The following is a 22,726-nucleotide window of genomic DNA, read 5'->3' on the forward strand; positions in this document are numbered from 1 at the left end:
CATGAGCACCACGACCCTCCCGACCGCCGCGCCCGCGGACCGGGCCCCCGCGGCGGCCGCTCCACCGCGCAAGGGGCGCGGGCGGCGCGGCCTCGCCGGCTCCCTCGTCTCGCACGCGGTCCTGATCGTGGCGAGCTTCGCCGCGCTCTTCCCGATCGCCTGGCTGGTCTTCCTCTCGCTCGGCCCCGACAAGGACGACTACCTGCACCCCGGGCGCATCTTCGGCAGGATGACGCTCGACAACTACACGTTCGTGCTGACCGAGACGAACTTCTCGGACTGGCTGGTGAGCACGCTCGTCGTCTCGCTCGGCACCACCGTCATCGGCGTCCTCGTCGCCGCCACCACCGGCTACGCGGTCTCCCGCATGCGCTTCCCGGGCTACCGCAAGTTCATGTGGGTGCTGCTGGTCACGCAGATGTTCCCGGTGGCCGTGCTGATGGTGCCGATGTACGAGATCCTCTCCGAGCTCCGCCTCGTCGACAGCTACCTCGGCCTGGTCCTCGTCTACTGCTCGACCGCGGTGCCGTACTGCGCCTGGCTGCTCAAGGGCTACTTCGACACCATCCCGTTCGAGATCGACGAGGCCGGACGCGTCGACGGACTGACCCCCTTCGGCACGTTCGCCCGGCTGATCCTGCCGCTCGCCAGGCCGGGCCTGGCCGTCGCCGCCTTCTACAGCTTCATCACGGCGGTCGGCGAGGTCGCCTTCGCCACCACGTTCCTGCTCTCCGACACGAAGTACACCTTCGCCGTCGGCCTGCAGAGCTTCGTCAGCGAGCACGACGCCCAGCGGCAGTACATGGCCGCGACCGCCGTGCTGGTCGCCGTCCCGGTCTCCGCCTTCTTCTACCTTGTCCAGAAGAATCTGGTGACCGGTCTCACCGCGGGCGGCACGAAGGGCTGACGCCCTAAGCTCCCGTGCGCGCTCACCGCGCGCGGGCGGCGGCCGCGGCGGCACCATCCGACCCCGCCACCCGCCGCGGCCGCCTCGTCATCCGCACGTGCACCCGCAGGTGCGCCCGCAGGTGCGCCCGCAGGTGCGTCCGCACCCGTGCACCACCGACCGAATCCGTCTCGCATCAAGGACGCCATGAGCCAGCACTCCGCCGACCCGGCCCCGACCTCCGCCCTCGCCACCGTCGCCGCCCACCGCGACTGGTGGCGGGACGCGGTGATCTACCAGGTCTATCCGCGCAGCTTCGCCGACAGCGACGGCGACGGCATGGGCGACCTGGAGGGCGTGCGCGCCCGACTGCCGTATCTGCGCGATCTCGGCGTCGACGCCGTGTGGCTGAGCCCGTTCTACGCCTCGCCGCAGGCCGACGCCGGCTACGACGTGGCGGACTACCGGGCCGTCGACCCCATGTTCGGCTCCCTCCTCGACGCCGACGCGCTGATCCGCGACGCCCATGCGGTGGGGCTGCGCGTCATCGTCGACATCGTTCCCAACCACTCCTCCGACCAGCACGAATGGTTCAAGCGCGCCCTCGCCGAGGGCCCTGGTTCGCCGCTGCGGGAGCGCTACCACTTCCGGCCCGGCAAGGGCGCGGACGGCGAACTGCCGCCCAACGACTGGGAGTCCGTCTTCGGCGGGCCCGCCTGGACCCGGGTCACCGAGCCCGACGGCACCCCCGGCGAGTGGTACCTGCACCTCTTCGCGCCCGAGCAGCCCGACTTCAACTGGGATCACCCGGCCGTGGGAGACGAATTCCGGTCGATCCTGCGGTTCTGGCTCGACATGGGGGTGGACGGCTTCCGTATCGACGTCGCGCACGGTCTCGTCAAGGCCGAGGGCCTGCCGGACCTGGGTTCCCATGATCAGGTTAGGCTTCTCGGCAACGATGTCATGCCGTTCTTCGACCAGGACGGCGTGCACGAGATCTACCGGCAGTGGCGGACGATCCTCGACGAGTACTCCGAAAAAGAGGAGCGGCCCGAAGGGCCTTCCGGAGAAGGGCGGTGGTGGGCGACGGGCGGGCGGATCTTCGTCGCCGAGGCCTGGACGCCGACCGTCGAGCGCACCGCCCACTACGTGCGCCCCGACGAGCTGCACCAGGCGTTCAACTTCCAGTACCTGAGCACCCACTGGGACGCCGACGAGCTGCGCTCGGTCATCGACCGGACCCTGGACGCCATGCGGCCGGTCGGCGCCCCCTCGACCTGGGTGCTGTCCAACCACGACGTGACCCGGCACGCCACCCGGTTCGCCAACCCGGCCGGGCTCGGCACCCAGATCCGCCTCGCCGGCGACCGCGAGCTGGGCCTGCGCCGGGCCCGCGCGGCCACCCTGCTGATGCTGGCCCTGCCCGGCTCGGCCTACCTCTACCAGGGCGAGGAGCTGGGCCTGCCGGACGTCGTCGACCTGCCGGACGAGGTGCGCCAGGACCCGGCGTACTTCCGCGGCGCCGGGCAGGACGGCTTCCGCGACGGCTGCCGAGTGCCGATCCCGTGGACCCGCGAGGGCTCCTCGTACGGCTTCGGCGACGGTGGCAGCTGGCTGCCCCAGCCCGAGGGGTGGGGCGAGCTGAGCGTCGAGGCGCAGACCGGGGTCGCCGGCTCCACGCTGGAGCTGTACCGCTCGGCGCTCGCCGTCCGCCGCGAGCACCCGGACCTCGGTGCGGGCGACGCGGTGGAGTGGCTGCCGGCGCCCGCGGGCGTCCTGGCCTTCCGGCGCGGGGACTTCGTGTGCACGGCGAACACCGGCGACAAGGCGGTGACCGTCCCCGCGTACGGGCGGGTGCTGGTCGCCAGCGCCGAGCCGGCGGTCGAGGGGCCCGAGGCCGAACTGCCCGCGGACACCACGGTGTGGTGGGCGGTCTGACCCGGTCCTGACGTACGACGGCGGCGTCCCGGTCCTGTGCGGACCGGGGCGCCATCGCGTTGCGGTGGTCTTCACGACGGCCCCACGGGGCGCCGTGCGGGCCGAATGTCCGTGTGATCAACCAGCAGTTCGGGCAAGGTCGTTGAAATCTGTTACGACATATTGCTGAAACTTGCCTGCAAGGGATACGGTCCCGCTCACATCCGGATCCGTTCACGGCCGAACCGTCCGAGGAGCCGGACGCGATCCCGTGCGATCCCCCCACCCACCCGCACAAGGCTGTGCAGGAGGACCAGATGATCAAGAGATCCCTCGCCGCGGCGCTCGCCCTCGTCGCCGGCGCCGCGGCCGTCGTGGCCGCACCGCAGGGCACCGCCCAGGCGTCGCCCCCCGGAACCAAGGACGTCACCGCCGTCCTGTTCGAGTGGAAGTTCGCCTCCGTCGCCAAGGAGTGCACCAACCGCCTCGGCCCCGCCGGCTACGGATACGTGCAGGTCTCACCGCCCGCCGAGCACATACAGGGCGCGCAGTGGTGGACCTCGTACCAGCCGGTGAGCTATAAGATCGCCGGCCGGCTCGGCGACCGGACCGCCTTCAAGAACATGGTCGACACGTGTCACGCGGCCGGCGTGAAGGTCGTCGCCGACACGGTCGTCAACCACATGTCGGCCGGCTCGGGCACCGGCACCGGCGGCAGTTCGTACACGAAGTACAACTACCCCGGTCTGTACTCGTCGTACGACTTCGACAACTGCACGAGCCGGATCAGCAACTACCAGGACCGCGCGAACGTGCAGAACTGCGAGCTGGTCGGGCTCGCCGACCTGGACACCGGCGAGGAGTACGTCCGCAGGACCATCGCCGGGTACATGAACGACCTGCTCTCCCTCGGGGTCGACGGCTTCCGCGTCGACGCGGCCAAGCACATGCCCGCGGCCGACCTCGCCAACATCAGGTCGCGGCTGACCAACCCCTCCGCGTACTGGAAGCAGGAGGTCATCCACGGCGCCGGGGAGGCGGTCCAGCCGACCGAGTACACCGGCAACGGCGACGTCCAGGAGTTCCGCTACGCCTACGACCTCAAGCGGGTCTTCACCAACGAGAACCTCGCCTACCTGAAGAACTACGGCGAGGGCTGGGGCTACCTGAACAGCTCGTCGGCGGGCGTCTTCGTCGACAACCACGACACCGAGCGCAACGGCTCCACGCTCACCTACAAGGACAACGCCGCCTACACCCTGGCCAACGTCTTCATGCTGGCCTGGCCGTACGGGGCGCCCGACATCAACTCCGGCTACGAGTTCTCCGACACGGACGCGGGCCCGCCCAACGGCGGCACCGTCAACGCCTGCTGGCAGGACGGCTGGAAGTGCCAGCACGCGTGGCCGGAGATCCAGTCGATGGTGGCCTTCCGCAACGCCACGCGCGGCCAGGCGGTCACCGACTGGTGGGACAACGGGGGCGACGCGATCGCGTTCGGCCGCGGGAACAAGGGCTTCGTGGCCGTCAACCACGAGTCCTCGTCGCTGACCCGCACCTACCAGACCTCGCTCCCGGCGGGCACGTACTGCAACGTGCAGAACAACACGACGGTGACCGTGAACGGGTCCGGGCAGCTCACCGCGACCCTGGGCGCCCACACGGCGCTGGCCGTCCACAGCGGCAGGACGAGCTGCTGACGGCTCCCGCGCGGCGGCCGTAGCGGCGGCGGCCGCACGGGCGCCACGCGAGCACCGCCGGCCCGGCCCGCCCCTTCCCGGCGGGCCGGGCCTCCGGCGTCCCCGGACACCGGGGTCCCACCCGTGACCTCGGAAGAAAACTCTTTCCGTTACTTGCAAGCATCTTGCTGTAAGCCTTGCGAGGGCGGTACGTTCACGCCGCGCCGGACGGAGCAGTCCGCGTCCCGGCGCAGGGGTCGGACCCACAAGAGCCGTATGTCGCTAGGAGTTCACACCTGTGGCCCTGATACCGAGATGGCCGGCGCCCCGGACGCGCCGCGCCGCGTACCGCGGGCGGACCGCGGCCGTGGCCGCCGCCGCGCTCGCCGCCACCCTCGTCCAGCCGCTCGCGGCACAGGCCGCGGCGCCGCCCGCGCCCCCGTCGGACGCGAGGCTCGCGGCCGAACCGGCCCGTCACGACCTGACGCGCGAGCAGTTCTACTTCGTCCTGCCGGACCGTTTCGCCAACGGCGACCCGTCCAACGACAAGGGCGGCCTGACCGGTTCGCGCGCGTCCACCGGGTACGACCCCACCGACAAGGGCTTCTACCAGGGCGGCGACCTCAAGGGCCTGACGAAGAGGCTCGACTACGTCAAGGGCCTCGGCACCACCGCCATCTGGCTGGCCCCGATCTTCAAGAACCAGCCCGTGCAGGGGACCGGGGAGAACGCCTCGGCGGGCTACCACGGCTACTGGATCACCGACTTCACCCAGGTCGACCCGCACTTCGGGACCAACGCCGACCTGGAGAAGCTGATCGACAAGGCCCACGCCAAGGGCATGAAGGTCTTCTTCGACGTCATCACCAACCACACCGCCGACGTCGTCGACTACGAGGAGAAGTCCTACGGGTACCTCTCCAAGGGCGCGTTCCCGTACCTGACGGAGGACGGCGAGCCCTTCGACGACGCCGACTACGCGGACGGGAGGAAGAAGTTCCCGAAGGCCGACACGGGCTCCTTCCCGTACACGCCCTCCGTGCCCGCCGCCAAGAAGGACGCCAAGGTCCCGTCCTGGCTGAACGACCCGGCGATGTACCACAACCGGGGCGACTCCACCTGGGCCGGCGAGTCCGCCACGTACGGGGACTTCAACGGCCTGGACGACCTGTGGACCGAGCGTCCCGAGGTCGTCGGGGGCATGGAGAGGATCTACCAGCGGTGGGTCAGGGACTTCGACATCGACGGCTTCCGGATCGACACCGTGAAACACGTCGACATGGAGTTCTGGACCCAGTGGGCCACCGCACTCGACGCGTACGCGGCCAAGAAGGGCCGCGACGACTTCTTCATGTTCGGCGAGGTCTACTCCGCCGACACCTCGGTCACCGCGCCGTACGTCACCCAGGGGCGGCTCGACTCCACGCTGGACTTCCCGTTCCAGGACGCGGCCCGCGCGTACGCCTCGCAGGGCGGCAGCGCCCGGAAGCTGGCCGCGCTCTTCGGTGACGACTACAAGTACACGACCGACAAGGCCAACGCGTACGAGCAGGTCACCTTCCTCGGCAACCACGACATGGGCCGCTTCGGCACCTTCCTGAAGCAGGACGACGCCGACGCCTCCGACGCCGAGCTGGTGAAGAGGGCGAAGCTCGCCAACGAGCTGATGTTCCTCAGCCGCGGCAACCCGGTCGTCTACTACGGCGACGAGCAGGGCTTCACCGGCGCGGGCGGCGACAAGGACAGCCGCCAGACGATGTTCGCCTCGAAGGTCGCCGACTACCTGGACGACGACCTGCTCGGCACCGGCCGCACCCACGCCGAGGACGCCTACGACACCAAGGCGCCGCTCTACCGCCAGATCGCCGCGCTGGCCGAGCTGCGCAAGGCCAACCCCGCCCTCGCCGACGGCGTGCAGACGGAGCGGTACGCGGCCGACGGCGCGGGCGTGTACGCCTTCTCCCGCACGGAGGCGAGGACCGGCACCGAGTACGTCGTCGCCTTCAACAACGCGGACGAGGCGAAGACGGCGACGTTCGCGACCGGCTCCGCGGGCATGACGTTCCGCGGCATCCACGGCACCGACGCCTCCGTGAGGAGCGGCTCGGACAAGAAGGTCACCGTCACCGTCCCGGCCGGTTCGTCGGTCGTGTTCAAGGCGGCCGGCCGGCTGGGCAAGCCGGACACCAAGCCGTCCGTGACCCTGAAGGCCCCGGACGCGGGCGCCACCGGCACCGTCGAGCTGACGGCGGACGTCGACGGCGGGCAGCTCGACCGCGTCGTCTTCGCCGCCCGGACCGGCGACGGCAAGTGGCAGGTCCTCGGCTCCGCCGACCACGCCCCGTACAAGGTCACCCACACCATCGGGAAGGACGTCCCGGCCGGGACCGCCCTGCGCTACAAGGCCGTGGTCGTGGACTCGGCGGGCCGTACGGCGAGCGCGACGGCCGCCTCCACCACCGGCACCCCGCCCGACGGGGAGGTCCCCACCGCGTCGTCCCGTGACTACGCGATCGTCCACTACAAGCGCGAGGACGGCGACTACGACGACTGGGGCCTGTACGCCTGGGGCGACCTCGCCGACGGCGAGGCGACCACCTGGCCCGAGAGCCACCCGTTCACCGGCCGGGACGCGTACGGCGCCTTCGCCTACGTCAAGCTGAAGCCGGGCGCCTCGAACGTGAGCTTCCTCGTCATCGACAAGGACGGGAACAAGGACGTCTCCGCCGACCGGACCGTCGACGTCACCAGGACGGGCGAGGTCTGGATCGAGCAGGGCAAGGAGACCGTGCTCACCGAACGGCCCTCCGGCGCGTACCCCGAGCAGGACAAGACCAGGGCCGTCCTCCACTACCACCGCGCCGACGGGGACTACGACGGCTGGGGACTGCACGTCTGGGGCGGCGCGGCGAATCCGACGGACTGGGCGAAGCCCCTGCAGCCGGTGAAGACTGACGCCTATGGCGCTGTCTTCGAAGTACCGCTCACCGAGGGTGCCACGAACCTCGGCTACATCATCCACAAGGGCGACGAGAAGGACCTCCCCAGCGACCGGGCGCTGGACCTCAAGGCCGACGGCCACGAGGTGTGGCTGGTGAGCGGCCAGGAGGAGTACCTGCTCCCGCAGCCCGCGGGCAGTGCGGCGGCCCTGGACCTGACCACCTCCGAGGCGGTCTGGATCGACCGGGACACCCTCGCCTGGGACGGCAGCCCGAGCGCCGCGTCCACCCAGCTGCTGTACGCGCGCGACGGGTCGATCGCGGTCGAGAACGGCACGCTGACCGGTGACGCGAAGGTGCTCCGGCTGTCGAGGTCCGAGCTCACCGACGCGCAGAAGGAGAAGTTCCCGCACCTGAAGGCGTACACCGCCTGGACCGTCGACCCGCGCGACCGCGACCGGGTGCGCGAGGCGCTGCAGGGCCAGGTCGTGGCCGCGCAGAAGGCCGCGAACGGTGCCGTGCTCGCGGCGACGGGCGTGCAGCTCGCCGGGGTGCTCGACGACCTGTACGACGCGACGGAGGCGGACCTCGGGCCGACGTTCGACCGCAAGGGCCGGCCCACGCTCGCCGTGTGGGCGCCGACGGCGCGGTCCGTGTCGCTGGAGCTGGGCGGCAGGACGGTCGCCATGAAGCGGGACGGCGGTACCGGCGTCTGGTCCGTCACCGGCCCCTCGTCCTGGAAGAACAAGCCGTACCGGTACGTCGTCAAGGTGTGGGCGCCGACCGTCGGCAAGATCGTCACCAACAAGGTCACCGACCCGTACTCCGTCGCCCTGACCACCGATTCCGAGCACAGCCTCGTCGTCGACCTGGGGGACAGGTCCCTGGCGCCCAGCGGCTGGTCGGACCTGACCAAGCCCAAGGCCGTGCCGCTCAAGGACGCCCAGATCCAGGAGCTGCACATCCGGGACTTCTCGGTGGAGGACAAGACCTCCCCGGCCGAGCACCGGGGCACCTACCTCGCCTTCACCGACAAGAACAGCGACGGCTCCGAGCACCTGCGGAAGCTGGCCGAGTCCGGTACGTCGTACGTGCACCTGCTGCCCGCCTTCGACATCGCCACGATCCCGGAGCGGAGGGCCGACCGGGCCACCGTCGACTGCGACCTGGCCTCCTACGCGCCCGACTCGGACGAGCAGCAGAAGTGCGTGGCGAAGGCCGCCGCGAAGGACGCCTACAACTGGGGCTACGACCCGTACCACTACACGGTCCCCGAGGGTTCCTACGCGACCGACCCCGACGGCACCCGGCGCACGGTCGAGTTCCGGCAGATGGTCAAGGCGCTGAACGAGGACGGCCTGCGGGTCGTCATGGACGTCGTCTACAACCACACCGCCGCGAGCGGCCAGGCGGACACCTCCGTCCTGGACCGGATCGTGCCCGGCTACTACCAGCGGCTGCTCGCCGACGGCTCCGTGGCGACCAGCACCTGCTGCGCCAACACGGCGACAGAGAACGCCATGATGGGCAAGCTGGTCGTGGACTCGATCGTCACGTGGGCCAAGGAGTACAAGGTCGACGGCTTCCGCTTCGACCTCATGGGCCACCACCCGAAGGCCAACATCCTCGCCGTGCGCGAGGCCCTGGACGCGCTGACCGCGGCGGAGGACGGCGTCGACGGGAAGTCGATCATCCTGTACGGGGAGGGCTGGAACTTCGGCGAGGTCGCCGACGACGCGCGCTTCGTCCAGGCCACGCAGAAGAACATGGCCGGTACCGGCGTCGCGACCTTCTCCGACCGGGCCCGCGACGCCGTGCGCGGCGGCGGCCCCTTCGACGAGGACCCCGGCGTCCAGGGCTTCGCCTCCGGCCTCTACACCGACCCCAACGCCTCGTCCGCCAACGGCACCCCGGCCGAGCAGAGGGCCCGTCTGCTGCACTACCAGGACCTGATCAAGGTGGGCCTGACCGGCGGCCTCGCCGGCTACCGCTTCACCGGCACCGACGGCAGGGAGGTCACCGGCGCCCAGGTCGACTACAACGGCGCCCCCGCCGGGTACGCGCAGGCCCCGGGCGACGCCCTCGCCTACGCCGACGCGCACGACAACGAGTCGCTGTTCGACGCCCTCGCCTTCAAGCTGCCGAAGGACACCTCCGCGAGCGACCGGGCCCGTATGCAGGTGCTGGCGATGGCGACGGCCGCCCTCTCGCAGGGCCCGGCGCTCTCCCAGGCCGGAACCGACCTGCTGCGCTCCAAGTCCCTGGACCGCAACTCCTACGACAGCGGCGACTGGTTCAACGCGATCCACTGGGACTGCGCGGACGGCAACGGCTTCGGGCGCGGCCTGCCGCCGGCCGCCGACAACGAGGCCAAGTGGCCCTACGCCCGGCCGCTGCTGACCTCCGTGAAGGCGGACTGCCCGCAGATCGAGGGGGCGTCGGCCGCCTACCGCGATCTGCTGAGGATCCGTACGTCGGAGGGGGCGTTCTCGCTCGGCACGGCCGACCGGGTCCAGGAGCGGCTGTCCTTCCCGCTGTCGGGCCGGGACGAGACGCCCGGTGTGATCACGATGCAACTCGGTGACCTGGTCGTGGTGTTCAACGCGACCCCCGAGCGGCGTGACCAGCGGGTGGCCGCGCTGGCCGGCGCGGACTACGCCCTGCACCCCGTGCAGGCGGCGGGGGCCGACCCCGTGGTGAAGGAGGCGGCGTACCGGACGGCGTCGGGCACCTTCACCGTTCCCGCTCGTACTGTCGCCGTATTCACCCGGGCCGCCCGTTAGGGCACTAATTTGGTGGGGCGGGATCCGGTTCCGGCGCCCGCCCCACCGAAGCGGGTTTCGAGGGACGGCGCATGCAGGTCAACGGCGAGCCGACGGACTGCACCGTGCTGGTGGTGGACGACGCCGCCGCCGGCCGGTACGCGATGGGCGCGGTGCTGCGCCGGGCCGGGCACCGGGTCGTCCTGACCGCCAGCGCCGGCGAGGCGCTCGTCGAGCTCGACGCCCGGCTGCGCGCGGGCAGCCTCCCCGACGTGGCGCTCATCGACGTCGGCCTGCCCGACATGAACGGCTTCGACCTGTGCCGCAGGCTCAAGGCGCTGCCGCCCATGGCCGCCCTGCCCGTGGTGCACTTCTCCGCCGCGGCCGTGGGGCCGCTGGACCGCTGCCGGGGCCTCGACGTGGGCGGCGAGGCATATCTGACGGTGCCCGCCGAGCCCGAGGAGATCCAGGCGGTCGTCCGCGCCGCCGTGCGCCACGCCCGGATGCGCAGCGGGGCGGAGAACCGCGTCCGGCGGCTGACGCTGCTCGCCGAGACCATCGTCGCCGTGCAGGCGGCGCGCTGCCTGGGCGAACTCGCGGACGCCGCCGCCGAGGGCGCCGCCCGGCTCACCGACGGCCCGGCCGCGGTGTTCGTCCTCGGCGAGGACGGCGAACTCCACGTCGGCTCCTCCCGCACGGGCGTCTCCTACGGGATCAGGGCGCCGATCGCCGCCGGGGTCGGCGGGGCCGGCGGGCGGAGTCCGGGGTCGGGCGGCGTCGGCCCGCCCGACCGCAGCGCGTACGACGCCGTGAGACGGCTGATGCAGCGGGGCATGGCGGGACGGACCGGGGTGCGCCGGATCGTCGTGCCCGCGCCGCTGTGGCCCCGCGGCTTCTTCCGGCCCGCCGTGCCCGACGACGCCCGGCTGGTGCTCGCCCGGCACCAGGACGGCACCTCGCTGGTGTGCCTGGCCACCCCGGTGGACGCCCCGCCGGGCAACGGCGGGCCGGGCGGCCACCACGACCCCGACGGCCTGGTGCCCCGGCTCGCCACGGCCACCGCGCTCGCCGCCGAACCGCTCCTGATGTACCAGGTGGAGCGGCGGGTCGCCCTCACGCTCCAGCACAGCTTCCTGCCCAAGCGGCTGCCCGAGCTGCCGGGCGTCGACGTCGTGGTGCGCTACGTCCCCGCGTCCCGGCAGGCCGAGATCGGCGGCGACTTCTACGCGGCCCTGCGGACCCCCGACGGCGTGCTCGCCCTGGTCGGCGACGTCGTGGGCCACTCGCTGGAGGCGGCCACCGTCATGGTGGAGATCCGGCACGCGCTGCGCGCCTACTGCGTGGAGGACTCCGAGCCGAACCGGCTCGTGAGGCGGCTCGACCGGATGCTCCAGCGCTACCACCCCGACGCCACGGCCACCGTCTGCATGGCCGTCGTCGACCCGGCCACCGGGCACACCCGCATCGCCAGCGCCGGGCACATCCCGCCGCTGCTCGTGCGCGAGGGCCGGGACGCCGAGTACGTCGAGGTGTCCGGGCCGCTGCTGGGCCTGGGCCTGGACCGGCCGCCGCCGGCCGAGGTCGTGCTGGGCCGCGGCGACCGGCTCCTGCTCGTCACCGACGGACTGATCGAGACGCGCGGCACGGACCTGTCGGTCTCCCTGGAGCAGCTGCGCACGGCCGCCGCCGACGCCCCCGAGGGCGTGGGCCCGCTGTGCGACACGCTCCTCGACTGCTTCGGGCGCGACCGGGAGGACGACATCGCCCTGCTGGCGCTGCGGCTGGAGTGAGACCCGCGTCCGCCATGCGGGAAGAGGTTGTGCCGCCCGGCGAACGGCGTGAAGGTGAAGATCCACGGCAGGGCCCGGCGCGGGGTCCGCGGCGGCGGTCCCGGACGGGCCCGCCGCCGCCCCGCGTCCCGGCACCCGCCACCCGCGATCCGCACAGGAGACCTCATGCCGCAGATCACCGTCGACCACCCCGTGTCGCTCACCGGCGCCTTCGACCGCACGGGCTTCGCGCTCGCCCTGCACGCGGTGGTCGTCGACCTCGCGAACGCCCGGATCGAGGCGTGCAAGACCCGGTTCCGGCCCACGGAGGACAACGTCGTCGGCGGCGACGGCGAGGGCCACGACATCGTGCACGTCGGCCTCGCCCTGCTGCCGGGCCGCAGCGAGGAGACCAAGGCCCGGCTGACCGAGGCGGTCCTGGAGCTGGTGCGCGCGCACGTGAGGCCGGCGCCGGGCCGCGGCCTGCACGTCTCGGCCGAGGTGCGCGAACTGGACGCCTCGTACCGGAAGTCCGAGGAGTAGGGGCGCAGGACGCCGAGGCGCAGGGAGCAGGGGAGCCGCCCGCCGCGCGCGGCCGGGACGCCGGGGCGGGCGCGGTCAGGACGCCAGGGCGACGAGCCGGGTGACGAGGTCGGTGAACGGCCCGTCGGCCGGCTCGTCCGCGAAGACCCGGCGCAGCAGCGCGCCCATCTCCTCGTCGTGGGCGGCGCTCACCGCCGCGAGCGCCCCGAAGTCGTGCACGAGCTGCACCTCCAGCTCGCGGCGCGGGACGCGGCGGCCGTCCAGCCAGATGAGGGCGGTGGACTCGGCGAGGGAGATCCAGGAGCGCACGACCAGCTCCAGCCGGGCGGGCGGCGGGCCCTCGACCCCCAGGTGCGACAGGATCTGCAGGTACGCGGCCTGCCGTACGCCGTCGATCAGGGCGTTCGTCGTCGACGAGCCCACCGCGGGGCCGCCGCGCATGAGCGCCGAGAAGCCGGGCCCGTGCTCGTCCACGAAGTCGAAGTACCGGCCCATGACCCGCAGCAGCCGGGAGCCCAGCGGCCCCTCGTGCGGCTCCACGAACCGCTGCGCCAGGTCGTCGGAGGCGCGCTTCAGGGCGGCCTCGTACAGGCTGAGCTTGCCGGGGAAGTAGTGGTACACCAGCGGGCGGGAGATACCGGCGGCCGCCGCTATCTCGTCGATGGACACCTCGTCGGGCGACCGGCGGCTGAACAGGTCGAGCGCGACGCCGATCAGCTGCTGGCGCCGCTCCTCCACGGCCATCCTGCGGCGCACCCCGGTTGTCATAAGAACACTTTACCGATCGGAATCGGCCGCCAACCGGGCCGCCACGCACAAGATGTTCGCCAACGGGACACGAAACGCTCACGCAGAGGGCCCGCCGGGCGGGTGGCCCCACCAGGACTAGCGCAATCCCGTGATCTCCTGACCGTCCGTCAGCCGCCCCTTCAGGGTGGCCTGCGCGCCCTTCTCCGCCGGTGCGGTGAGGAGGTTGCCCGCGGCCCGGGCCTCGACCGCGCCCGTCGTGGCGACCGACGCCGTGTCCGGGTCGCCCGCCGCCAGCAGGTGCCACTCGCCCGTGCCGGACTTCCACAGCACGCCCGCCAGCACGTGCGGGTCGCGCGGGCCGCAGGCGGCGGAGTCCGCGGCCCTGGCCGCCACCGCCGCGTACGGGCCGCCGGGCGTGCGGAACTGGGCGAGGACCCCGGCGCCGGTGCCGCGCCAGGTCTCGGCGCGCGTGCACAGCCAGGCCGCAGTGCCGCTCCCGTCCGGCAGCGGCTGCGCGGCGAACTGCCAGGCGTTCACCGAGCGCACGCCCTGGCCCCGTACGGCGGCGAGCGAGCAGGCGAGCGGCGACCAGGCCGCCGGGTCCGCCTCCTGCGGCGCTCCCGGGCGGCCCGACGTCAGGTGCGCCGGGACGAGTTCACCGAGGTCGGAGGTCATGCGGGTGCCTCCGGCATCGGTCAGCTCCAGCACGTTCCAGGAGCGGCACGCGCCGGTCCGCTCCGCGGGGCCCGCCAGCGGGTCGGTCACACCGTCCGCCGAGCGGCCCAGGCGCGCGGCGCCGCTCCCGGGCTTCAGCAGGTCGCGGACGGCCGTGCCGGTCACCCAGGGGGCCGTCAGATAGCGGACGTTGCCGTCGGTGCGGTCCAGGACCACCGCGGCCGCCTCGGCGCCGTCCGCGCCGTCCACGCGCGCGAAGTCCAGGGCCGCGCCGCTCGTGCCGCTCCTCGGCTCGGCGTAGCGGGCGACGCGCAGCCCGTCGTACAGCAGCACGACCCGCGACCGGTCGACCTCGCCCGCGTACAGGAGCTGCGGCGGACCGGCCGGACCGCCGGCCGGGGTGCCCGCGGTCGCCGAGACGCGCACCGATGCGCCCGGGCGCGCCCACACCGCGAGCGCGCGGCGCAGCAGGGCCTTGTCGTCGGTCAGACCGCCGCGTGCCGGCCACACGGCGAAGCCGCGCCGGGTGGCCGTCTTCCACGCCGCCGGGGCGGCCCTGGTCAGCCTGTCCGGTTCCAGGGCCGCCTGGGCGGCGGCGTTTCGCGCGTACGGGGGCGCCGCGGGGCCGTCGGAGCCCCAGCCGTCGCCGGGCAGCGCCAGCAGCGTTCCGCACACGGCCGCCGCGACGGCCGCGGCGAGCGCCGCCCGCGTCCTGCGGCGCCGGGCCACCAGGTCCGTCGGCCGCGCCTGCAGCGAGCACGGGTCGAACTCGGGGGAGTCCAGCAGCGCGTACTCCTGCCCTCCGTCGCCGGCCTCGCGCAGCGCCGCGTCCGGGTCGTCGACGCCGGCCATGGCGAGCACCTCGCGCACGTACGCGTCGGGCAGCTGCTCCAGGGCGCGCAGCGCGCAGGCGGCGCGGGCCGGTCCGGAGAGGGCCGCGAGGCGCTGGTCGAGGGCGAGTTCGTCCGCGCCGCCGGAGCGCGGGAACAGCCGCAGGCCCCACACCTGCGGGAGCAGCGGCGGCAGCTGCGCGCGCCTGGGGAGGCCGCCGCGCAGGAGCGGCCGGGCCGCCTCCAGCGCCGTGCGCACCACCTGCAGGCGGACGAACGCGTAGCCGGCGTCGCCGTGGCGGCCGGCCGCCTGCTGGGCCGGGACGACGGGGGCGGCCGGTGCCTGGGCGCCGGCACGGCCCCGGGGCAGGGCCCGCTGGACGAGCGCGTGCGCGGTCAGCACCCGGCGCTTGCGGCCGAGGCGCGGCGGCAGCACCAGATAGGCGAGCCGGACGAGCCGCGGGTAGTGCTCGACGAGCGCGGCTTCGGCGCGCTCGACGTCGACGACCGGGTCTGCGGAGGGGCGCGTGACGACATCCTGTGGCTGCACGTTCAGCAGAACGAGCGAACCGCCGGACGGTCACTGACCTCCGCGCCCGCCGCACGGCGGCCGGATCGTCAACTGGCAGTCGCAGACGACGCGTTGCGGCCGCACGACGCACCGGATGCACGGACCGCAGGACGCGCGCCCCGGCCCACCGCCCGCGTGCGCCGCCCGCCTCACGCGTTCCCGAGCGCGCCGTCGCCTCACACGTCCCCGGGCGCCCCGGCCCGCCGTCCGTGCGCCCGCCGCGCCGCCGCCCGCGTCCTCAGGAGGCCGCTCGGCCTTCCGTGTCCTGGGCCACCAGCGCCCGCGCGTAGTTCGCCATCGACCGCTGGTAGCGCGGCAGGTGCGGGGCGAGGGCGCCCAGGGCCAGGGAGAGGCCCTCGCGCTCGCGGCCGAGGTTCGCCAGGCACAGGGCGAGCGTCGCGCGTACGGCGTCGTCCAGTTCGTCGGACGGCGCGTCGAGTTCGGGGGTGAGCAGGGCGACACCGTCCTCCGCGCGGCCGACGTTCCGCAGCGAGCTGGCGAGCTGGATCTTCGTCCGGCGGGCGCGGTAGCCGCTCGGCCCGCGCGCCAGCGCCTCCTCGTAGAGCGCGCACGGCGCGGTCGGAGTGCCCGGTCGGGTCCCAGGCGCAGGCCCGCTCGAAGGGGTCGGCCGGGCTGTCCGGGGGCAGCTCGGCCACCAGGCCGTCGATCACGGCGCGGAAGTCCGCCGCGCGCTCCTCGCCGTAGGCGTCGAACGCGGCCCGGGCGGCGGTCACGCGCTCTTCCCAGTCCTCGGGCGTCGTCGCAGTCGTGGTCACGGGCCCACCCTCGCACGGGCGGATCCGTGGCCGCACCACGTTCGTTCTGCCGGTCCCGGGGGCGTCCCGCCGCCCCCGGGGTCACTCCAGCCGCCAGCCGCTGAATTCCACCGTGCCGCGCGTCCCGTCGCCGCCGTCGGCGGCGCTCATGAACAGCCCCACGTCCTGGGCGGCCGCCGCTCCCGGCACCCGCACCTGGGCGACGGTCCGCCAGGTCGCCCCGCCGTCCGTCGAGCAGGCACCGGTGTACGCGCCGCCGGACCGGGCCAGCCGCAGCAGGACCGGCGCTTCGACGCCGGTGATCCGCCGGTAGGTGTCCAGGGTGCCGTCGCCGGTGGTGTCGTACGAGAGCACGACGCCGTTGACGGGCGTGACGGCCAGGTTCAGGAAGCCGGGGGAGCCGGGCACGGCGAGGGCGTCACGGGCGACGATCCCGGCGCGCGCCCACGGGCCGGTGGCGGCCTGGGAGTCGACCCGCACCGTCACCGCGGCGCCGTCCGCGAGAGCGCCCTCGCGGTAGGCCGTGCCGAACTCCGCCGTGCCCTTCCACAGGTCGGCGCCCGCGCCGTCGATCGCGAACCGGCCGTCCAGGTGCCCGAAGACGGCCCCGTTGCCCGTGTACGTCCGCCAGCCCTCCGGGAGCGGTCCCGCCTCGAAGAGCGTGCCCGCGTGCTCCGTGCGCACCCGGTCCTCGCCGCGCGGCCCGTACGTCACCGCGAGCGTGTACGGCAGGGGGCGCAGCGGCCGGTCCAGCGGGGTGCCCGGGGCGCTCGCCCGCCAGCGGACGGTGCCGCGCCCGGCGGCCGGGACGCCGGCGAGGGAGGTCGGCCCCTCGGGCTCCGCGTCGGGGCCGGACAGCGCGAAGTCCACGCGCCCGGTCGCCCGCAACCCGCTGACGTTGGTGAACACGGCCTCCACGCGCGCGCTCCCGCCGGGCGGGAAGGCGGGTGGTTCGGCGGTCACCTCCAGAAGGCCCTGGTACGGCGCCCGGCTGAGCACGTCGTGGACCCGGGCGGCCGTCCGGTACGGATCGCCCACCGGCCGCAGCGGGTAGTCCTTGCGCTCCCGCGTCCACGGCTCCTCGAACGCGTACCAGTCGACGGCCGCGGGCGGCGTCCCCGTGTCGAGGGCGTCCTGGAGCGCGTCGAGCCACTTCTGCCAGCGCGGCACGTAGAAGTCGGCCATCAGGCCCTGCCACTCGCGGTTGCCGTACTCGTGCAGGGTGTCCGCGGTGGCCCGGCCGCCCCACACCGTGATCAGCGCCTTGGCGGTGCGCTCGAACGCGGCGCGCTCGGCGTCGTCCGTGGCCGTGCGGCGGGCGTCGGCGATCCAGCGGCCCAGCAGGAAGTCGGGCCGGGCCCCGGTGACCTCGTCCGACAGCCGCATCAGCCGCAGCCACAGCGTCGCCAGCGCCCGGAAGGTGTCCGCGTCCCCGCGCTCGTACGCCGCCTTCAGCTGCGGCAGGTACCGGCGGCTGCGGTGCGCCAGCGCCTGCCGCGCCACGTCCACCAGGTCGTACCGGTACGCCGAGCTGCCCCGCAGGTCCGCGGGGACGCCGAGCAGGCCGGTGAAGGCCGCGTCGAAGCGGCCCGGGTCGTAGGTCAGGGCCCGCGGCGCGTACTCGGCGGCGCGGTCCGCGGACAGGTCGGGGCGGGCGCAGAACAGCGAGTCGTGAGGGTCGCTGCGCTCGACGGCCCGGTGCTGGTACGCGGTGTCGTGCAGGGCCCGCCAGGCCGCCCGCGCAAAACCGTTCCGTCTGCCGTACCGGAAGTCCGCGTACCCGTCGAACCAGGCCGCCCGGTCGATCCGCTCCTCCCGCCAGGCCAGCTCCGAGAACAGCTCGAAGGCGGCCGGGTCCCGGTCGGTGGCCTCCGGCATGTAGGCCGTGCCGGCGAGCGCGCTGCCCGGCTTGTCGCGCCAGGCGAAGAACTTCTCCTCCCAGACGTGGGCGCGGGCGCCGAGCGTGGTGCGGCCGCCGAAGTTGGGGATCGTGCCGAACGCGTACGGCGTGCCGCCCCAGTCCCGCTCCCGGTCCGTGACGCCCGCGTAGCGGTCGGAGACCCCGTCGACGATCAGCATCCGGTCCCTGTCGACGGCGTCCAGCAGCTCCGGCAGCGGGTTCTCCTGCCAGCCGAGGATCACCCACGTCGCCTCCGGGTGGGCCTCGCGCAGCGCCCCCTCCACGCCGCGCGCCGCGTCCGGCACCGGTACGTCGCCCGCCGTGCCGCCCTCGTGCAGCAGGTCCATCTTGAAGTGCGCGGCCGGGCCGAGGACGTCCTTCTGGTGGGCGTAGAAGGCGGCGGCCACCTTCGCGAACGCCTCGGTGCGCGGGTCCAGCCAGTCCGGGCGCCGGAAGCCGTGCCAGGTGCCCTGCGGCACGACGCGCGCGTCCCCGCCGTTGCGCGCCGCGAACTCCTGGGGCACGTGCCCGTAGTAGCCGGGCAGGACGGGCGCCATGCCCAGCTCGCGCAGCCGGTCCGTGATCCTGCGGCCCAGCTCCGCCCGTTTCGCGATCAGCCCGGGGGAGAGCGGGCCGCCGTAACCGGACAGGTTCTGCAGCAGCCACCACGGCTGGTGGGAGGGCGCGGGCAGCCAGGCCCGCGCCTCCGCGTCGCTGTAGCCGAAGTCCTTCAGGAGCCGGTGGTAGACCGCCTCCATGCCCGCGATCACCAGCACCTCGTTGCAGCCGTGCAGCGCGAGGACGTCGATCATGCGCTCCCAGTACGGCCAGTCCGCGTACGGGGCGGTGTAGCCGTCGTTGGTGTCGTTGAGCGCGAAGCGGTGCGGCAGGGCCGTGGCGCGGGCCAGCGGCCGGGACGGCGCGGGCAGCCGCCGCGGCAGGCCGAGCCGGTCGCCGTTCCAGGAGATGTGCGCGTTGCACGCGTACTTCAGGTACCAGTGGACCCCGGTGAGCAGGACGGCGGGCGTGGTGCCGGTGACGGTGACGGCCCCGGCGGTGCCGGTGACGCGGAAGCGGTCGCCGGCGCCGTCCCGTTCGGCGGCGACGAGGCGGATCTGGCCGGCGTGCCCGGGGAGCAGCCGATTGAGCGCGGCGCGCGCGGGAGCCGTATCGAAGGCGGGGCCCCCGCCGGGCCCCTTCGCGGCGTGGGCCGGGACCGCCACCCCCAGGGCGGTGCCGAGGCCGACGGCACCGGCCGTGCCCAGCACCGAGCGTCGCGACGGACGGTTCATCTGCGTGCCCCCTGTGTCGACTGCTGCGGCACGCTAACGGGAGGGCTGTCCGTGCTCAACGGTGCTCACGAAGACGGCGCGATCACGTCGCCGGCCGGACCGGAGGAAACGCATGAGGTTGACACGTACGGGAGTCGCGGCCCTGGGCGCCGCCCTGCTGCTCACGGGCTGTGCGGGCGGCGGGGGCGGTGACGCCGGCGCCGTTCCGGAGACGGCCACGGGGAGCCTGGAGCACCTGGCCGCCGAGGTGCGCTGCGAGCCCGACATGCAGACCGACGCGGACGAGTTGCGCCAGGCCATCTGCGAGAACGACGACGGGAAGTTCGTCCTGGCGACCTTCGCGACCGACCGCGGCCAGCGCGAGTGGCTCAATCAGGCGAAGGACTACGGCGGTTCCTACCTGGTCGGCGCGAAATGGGTGGCCGTCGGCGAGGAGGAGGTCGTCACGGCGCTGCGCGGCCGGCTCGGCGGGACCGTGGAGGAGGGGACCTCGCACCACTCGGGGAACAGTGGCGGTGGGGGGGACGAGGCCACGCACTCCGGTCACCGCTCGGGCTGACCGCGCAGGTTCGGGGACGGCAGGGCCGGCGGCGGATCACCGCAGCCGGCCCCTCGCGGCGTCATGTGCGCCTCACGGCGTCACGTGCGTCCTACGGCGTCACGTGCAGCGCTTGCCGGTGTTGATGCACTTGACCATCTTGTTCATCAGGTTCTCGTCGAAGACGTTGATGAAGTCGTCGTGGTCGGTGATCGGCTTGTGCAGCTGCTCGGGGAAGCCGTCGACGGCGTAGGGGTTCTGCACCTGGCCGTTCTCGACCGTCGGCGCCGGGATGTCGTACACCAGGCGCATCTGCAGCTGCGGGATCGCCTTGAAGCCGTTCGCGCAGTTGCCGCCGGCGTCCGCGAAGGCCACGTGGGAGCGGTGGTTGGCGCTGTCGGTGTTCTGGCCGTCCCAGCAGCTCTGGAACTTGAAGGTGCGCACCACGCTGCTGCCCTCGGGGCAGATCGGGTACTTGTCGCTCAGCTGCCGGTTCTCGAAGCCGGTGCAGCTCCAGTTCGCGTTGGCGTTCGCGGTGCCGTTGGTGAATGCCTTGGCGTCACCGGTGATGATGCGCAGGAACTTCGGCATCGCGACGACCTTGCTGCGCGGGTTGCCGACGAACTTGATCTCGGCCTGGGTGGCCTTGAGGATCTTTCCGACGTTGCCTTCCTTGCCGCCGCCGTCGTTGTTCGCGTCGAAGTCGCTCGACCCGTCCTGGACGCGCACCACCGGCCAGTAGTACGAGGACTTGTCGCCCTGGTTGGTGCAGCTGGTCTCGGCCGCGGCGAAGGTGTCGTTGTTGGCGAACGCGTCGTTCGACTGGTTGCCCACGTAGTCGTGCAGGTGGTGCGCGCCGTTGGCCACGCCGGGCGCCACGATCACGTTGTCGGTGTTGTGGTTGCCGTTCTCGTTGACACCGCAGGACGTGGTGAAGGTGCCGGTTGAGCCGCCGCGCTTGGTGCGCACCTTCTTGACGTTGGGCTGGACGGTGGTGATGTCCACGAAGTCGTCGGCCGCCGGGCCGTTGCCCGCCTGGCCGCCGTTGCCCTGGTTCTGGTCCTGGCCGCCGCCGTCCTGGCCGCCGCCCTCCTGACCGCCGCCGTTCTGGTCCTGCCCGCCGCCGTTCTGGCCGTCGCCGTTCTGACCGTCCTGGCCGCCCTGGTCCTGGCCGTTCCCGGCCTGGCCGTCGGTGGTCTCCGGCTGGTCCGCGGGGCGGCCGGAGCACGGCGCGAGCCGGTCCAGGTCGGCGTGGGCCGGCCCGCCGACCCGGGTGATCTCCAGCTGGATCCGGTCGATGATGGCCTGCCGCCGGTCCTTCAGCGGCCCGAGGATCGCGTTCTGCACGTAGCCCGCGTCCCGGGTCTGGGCGTCGCGCGTGGCCGCCAGCCGCTGGTACGCCTCGGTGATCTGCTGGTCCAGGGTGGCCAGTTCGCCGTCCACCTCGCCGCGCGCCCTGTCCGGCACGTCGGACAGCTGCTGACCGACGTCGGGGCAGTCGATCGTCGCCGTCCGCGCGGCGGTGGTCGTCGCGTTCCGCGTCGAGGCAGAGTTCTCCTCGTGCGCCGAGGCGTAGAAATTCGCCGCGATCAGACCGCCGCCGCCCAGCGCGAGAGCCGCCGATGCGGCTATCGCCCGGTTGGCGAGCGTGGAGCGGCGTTTTCGTGATGTGCGTCCCATGGAACTCCTCATGGCTTCCTTGCGGGGCATCGAGGCGCCCGACAGGAGTTGAAGCGGCTCCATTCCATACGGAGAGGGTCGCGCACGTGTTCAGCCGTCTCGGAAACAGGTAAGAGTTTCGTGGAGCGATTCCGGCACAACAGCCCCAGACCCCCCGGATTCGCCGCGCGCGGTCGAAGATCCTTGAATCCTCTTCAAAGAAGTGCGCCGTTTTTCGGCTGCTTTCCGGCGGCAGCTCCGAAAAAAGAGGGGAAGGGCCGGAACGCGGCGGTCGCCGCACCGGGCGGGACGGCGCCGGGACCCGGCACCGCCGGACGCGGCGCGGCGGGCGGCCCCGGGCCCGGCGCGGTGTCAGTCGCCGGTCGGCGGGGCGTACTTGTAGCCGACGCGGCGGACCGTACGGATCACCTGGCGGTGCTCCGCGCCGAGCTTGCGGCGCAGCCGGGCGACGTGGACGTCGACGGTGCGGCCGTCCCCGACGTGCCCGTAGCCCCACACCGTGGTGACCAGCTGGTCCCGCGTGTGCACCCGGTGCGGGTGCGCGACCAGGTGCGCCAGCAGCTCGAACTCCAGGTACGTCAGGTCGAGCTGCCGCCCGGCGACCTCGGCCGTGCGCCGCACGGTGTCGACGCGGATCAGCGGCGCGTCCCCGGCGTCCGCCGCGGCGTCGCCGGCCGGGTCCCCCGCGGCCCCCTCGTCCGGGGCCCCGGCTCCGGTCCGGGTCCCCTCGGGCGCGGGCACCGGGAACAGCGGCTGCCGGTCGGCCGGCACCAGGACCAGGTAGCCGACCATCGGTGGCCGGCCCGGCAGCGCGGGCAGGGCGTGCGGGGGAGCGGGCAGCCAGGTGGTGCCCGGCGGGAGGAGGTCGGTGACGTCGACGGTCTCGTCCCGGTCGACCGCACGCAGCCGGTGCCGGGCGGGGTGGCCGGCCGGGGCGTGGGGAACGGCGACGGACGAGAAGGAACGGGTGTTCGCCATGAGAGGTCAGCTCTTTCGCGCGAAGAAGTCGTCTGGGAGGCCGACGCCCGAGGACTCGTGGTCGAAAGGCGTCAGGGACGTACGTCGTGCGCGACGGCCGGAAGCCGGGAAGGGGAGGAGATACGGCTCACCGGGCGCGCGCGGTCGTCGCGCGGCAACACACCCGGTCGAAGTCGTGGTGCTGACGGGAGGGCCAGAAGGGCTCGAGGTCGCAACGACCCGTCGCGGTGTTCCTCCGGAA

At 73.3% G+C, this 22,726-nt stretch carries 12 protein-coding genes and 1 pseudogene; 7 read left to right on the forward strand and 6 right to left on the reverse strand.

The features are described from left to right. Window position 1 precedes the first annotated feature (1 nt). The 6 genes from IE271_RS01720 (at window position 2) to IE271_RS01745 (ending at window position 12,495) form a co-directional block, all read left to right on the forward strand. Complete coding sequence (locus IE271_RS01720; protein WP_190188282.1) at window positions 2–907, forward strand: sugar ABC transporter permease; 906 nt, start codon at window positions 2–4, stop codon at window positions 905–907. A 186-nt stretch (window positions 908–1,093) separates the two neighbouring features. Next, a complete protein-coding gene (locus IE271_RS01725) occupies window positions 1,094–2,824 on the forward strand; it encodes a glycoside hydrolase family 13 protein (RefSeq protein WP_190188283.1) in 1,731 nt (576 codons plus the stop codon). 296 nt (window positions 2,825–3,120) lie between these two features. Further along, complete coding sequence (locus tag IE271_RS01730; RefSeq protein WP_190188284.1) at window positions 3,121–4,503, forward strand: alpha-amylase; 1,383 nt, start codon at window positions 3,121–3,123, stop codon at window positions 4,501–4,503. Window positions 4,504–4,786: 283 nt separating this feature from the next. Beyond that, window positions 4,787–10,204 (forward strand): pullulanase-type alpha-1,6-glucosidase, encoded by a 5,418-nt coding sequence (gene pulA / locus IE271_RS01735; protein ID WP_190188560.1) that lies wholly within the window; start codon window positions 4,787–4,789, stop codon window positions 10,202–10,204. Window positions 10,205–10,275: 71 nt separating this feature from the next. Further along, complete coding sequence (locus IE271_RS01740) at window positions 10,276–11,973, forward strand: fused response regulator/phosphatase (RefSeq protein WP_190188285.1); 1,698 nt, start codon at window positions 10,276–10,278, stop codon at window positions 11,971–11,973. A 165-nt stretch (window positions 11,974–12,138) separates the two neighbouring features. Continuing rightward, a complete protein-coding gene (locus IE271_RS01745; protein ID WP_190188286.1) occupies window positions 12,139–12,495 on the forward strand; it encodes a 5-carboxymethyl-2-hydroxymuconate Delta-isomerase in 357 nt (118 codons plus the stop codon). A 75-nt stretch (window positions 12,496–12,570) separates the two neighbouring features. Here IE271_RS01745 and IE271_RS01750 read toward each other — a convergent pair whose 3' ends face one another. The 4 genes and pseudogenes from IE271_RS01750 to IE271_RS01765 all read right to left on the reverse strand — a co-directional run bounded on the left by IE271_RS01750 (window position 12,571) and on the right by IE271_RS01765 (window position 19,289). Continuing rightward, the gene (locus IE271_RS01750; RefSeq protein WP_190188287.1) at window positions 12,571–13,263 is read right to left on the reverse strand and encodes a TetR/AcrR family transcriptional regulator; all 693 of its coding nucleotides are present in this window, start codon (window positions 13,261–13,263) and stop codon (window positions 12,571–12,573) included. A gap of 117 nt (window positions 13,264–13,380) precedes the next feature. Further along, window positions 13,381–15,300, reverse strand: a complete 1,920-nt coding sequence (locus IE271_RS01755) for a hypothetical protein (RefSeq protein ID WP_190188288.1) — start codon at window positions 15,298–15,300, stop codon at window positions 13,381–13,383. Window positions 15,301–15,559: 259 nt separating this feature from the next. Next, window positions 15,560–16,121, reverse strand: a pseudogene (locus tag IE271_RS01760) (tetratricopeptide repeat protein). Window positions 16,122–16,178: 57 nt separating this feature from the next. After that, a complete protein-coding gene (locus tag IE271_RS01765; protein ID WP_190188289.1) occupies window positions 16,179–19,289 on the reverse strand; it encodes an alpha-N-acetylglucosaminidase in 3,111 nt (1,036 codons plus the stop codon). Window positions 19,290–19,401: 112 nt separating this feature from the next. Between IE271_RS01765 and IE271_RS01770 the strand changes: the two genes are divergently transcribed. Next, the gene (locus IE271_RS01770) at window positions 19,402–19,848 is read left to right on the forward strand and encodes a hypothetical protein (RefSeq protein WP_190188290.1); all 447 of its coding nucleotides are present in this window, start codon (window positions 19,402–19,404) and stop codon (window positions 19,846–19,848) included. A 99-nt stretch (window positions 19,849–19,947) separates the two neighbouring features. Here the strand turns inward: IE271_RS01770 and IE271_RS01775 are convergent, their stop codons facing one another. Both IE271_RS01775 and IE271_RS01780 read right to left on the reverse strand, forming a co-directional pair. Then, window positions 19,948–21,507 (reverse strand): DUF1996 domain-containing protein, encoded by a 1,560-nt coding sequence (locus tag IE271_RS01775; protein ID WP_190188291.1) that lies wholly within the window; start codon window positions 21,505–21,507, stop codon window positions 19,948–19,950. A 351-nt stretch (window positions 21,508–21,858) separates the two neighbouring features. Further along, the gene (locus IE271_RS01780) at window positions 21,859–22,485 is read right to left on the reverse strand and encodes a winged helix-turn-helix domain-containing protein (RefSeq protein WP_190188292.1); all 627 of its coding nucleotides are present in this window, start codon (window positions 22,483–22,485) and stop codon (window positions 21,859–21,861) included. Between the last annotated feature and the right edge of the window lie 241 nt (window positions 22,486–22,726).

Origin of the sequence: Streptomyces minutiscleroticus (assembly GCF_014650875.1) — a bacterium.
Classification (GTDB): domain Bacteria; phylum Actinomycetota; class Actinomycetes; order Streptomycetales; family Streptomycetaceae; genus Streptomyces; species Streptomyces minutiscleroticus.

Excerpts from the sequence above, each read along its gene's own strand:
- IE271_RS01720 (WP_190188282.1), top strand. The coding sequence starts at position 2 with ATGAGCACCACGACCCTCCCGACCGCCGCGCCCGCGGACCGGGCCCCC.
- IE271_RS01725 (WP_190188283.1), top strand. The coding sequence starts at position 1,094 with ATGAGCCAGCACTCCGCCGACCCGGCCCCGACCTCCGCCCTCGCCACC.
- IE271_RS01730 (WP_190188284.1), top strand. The coding sequence starts at position 3,121 with ATGATCAAGAGATCCCTCGCCGCGGCGCTCGCCCTCGTCGCCGGCGCC.
- IE271_RS01740 (WP_190188285.1), top strand. The coding sequence starts at position 10,276 with ATGCAGGTCAACGGCGAGCCGACGGACTGCACCGTGCTGGTGGTGGAC.
- IE271_RS01745 (WP_190188286.1), top strand. The coding sequence starts at position 12,139 with ATGCCGCAGATCACCGTCGACCACCCCGTGTCGCTCACCGGCGCCTTC.
- IE271_RS01750 (WP_190188287.1), bottom strand. The coding sequence starts at position 13,263 with ATGACAACCGGGGTGCGCCGCAGGATGGCCGTGGAGGAGCGGCGCCAG.
- IE271_RS01765 (WP_190188289.1), bottom strand. The coding sequence starts at position 19,289 with ATGAACCGTCCGTCGCGACGCTCGGTGCTGGGCACGGCCGGTGCCGTC.
- IE271_RS01770 (WP_190188290.1), top strand. The coding sequence starts at position 19,402 with ATGAGGTTGACACGTACGGGAGTCGCGGCCCTGGGCGCCGCCCTGCTG.
- IE271_RS01775 (WP_190188291.1), bottom strand. The coding sequence starts at position 21,507 with ATGGGACGCACATCACGAAAACGCCGCTCCACGCTCGCCAACCGGGCG.
- IE271_RS01780 (WP_190188292.1), bottom strand. The coding sequence starts at position 22,485 with ATGGCGAACACCCGTTCCTTCTCGTCCGTCGCCGTTCCCCACGCCCCG.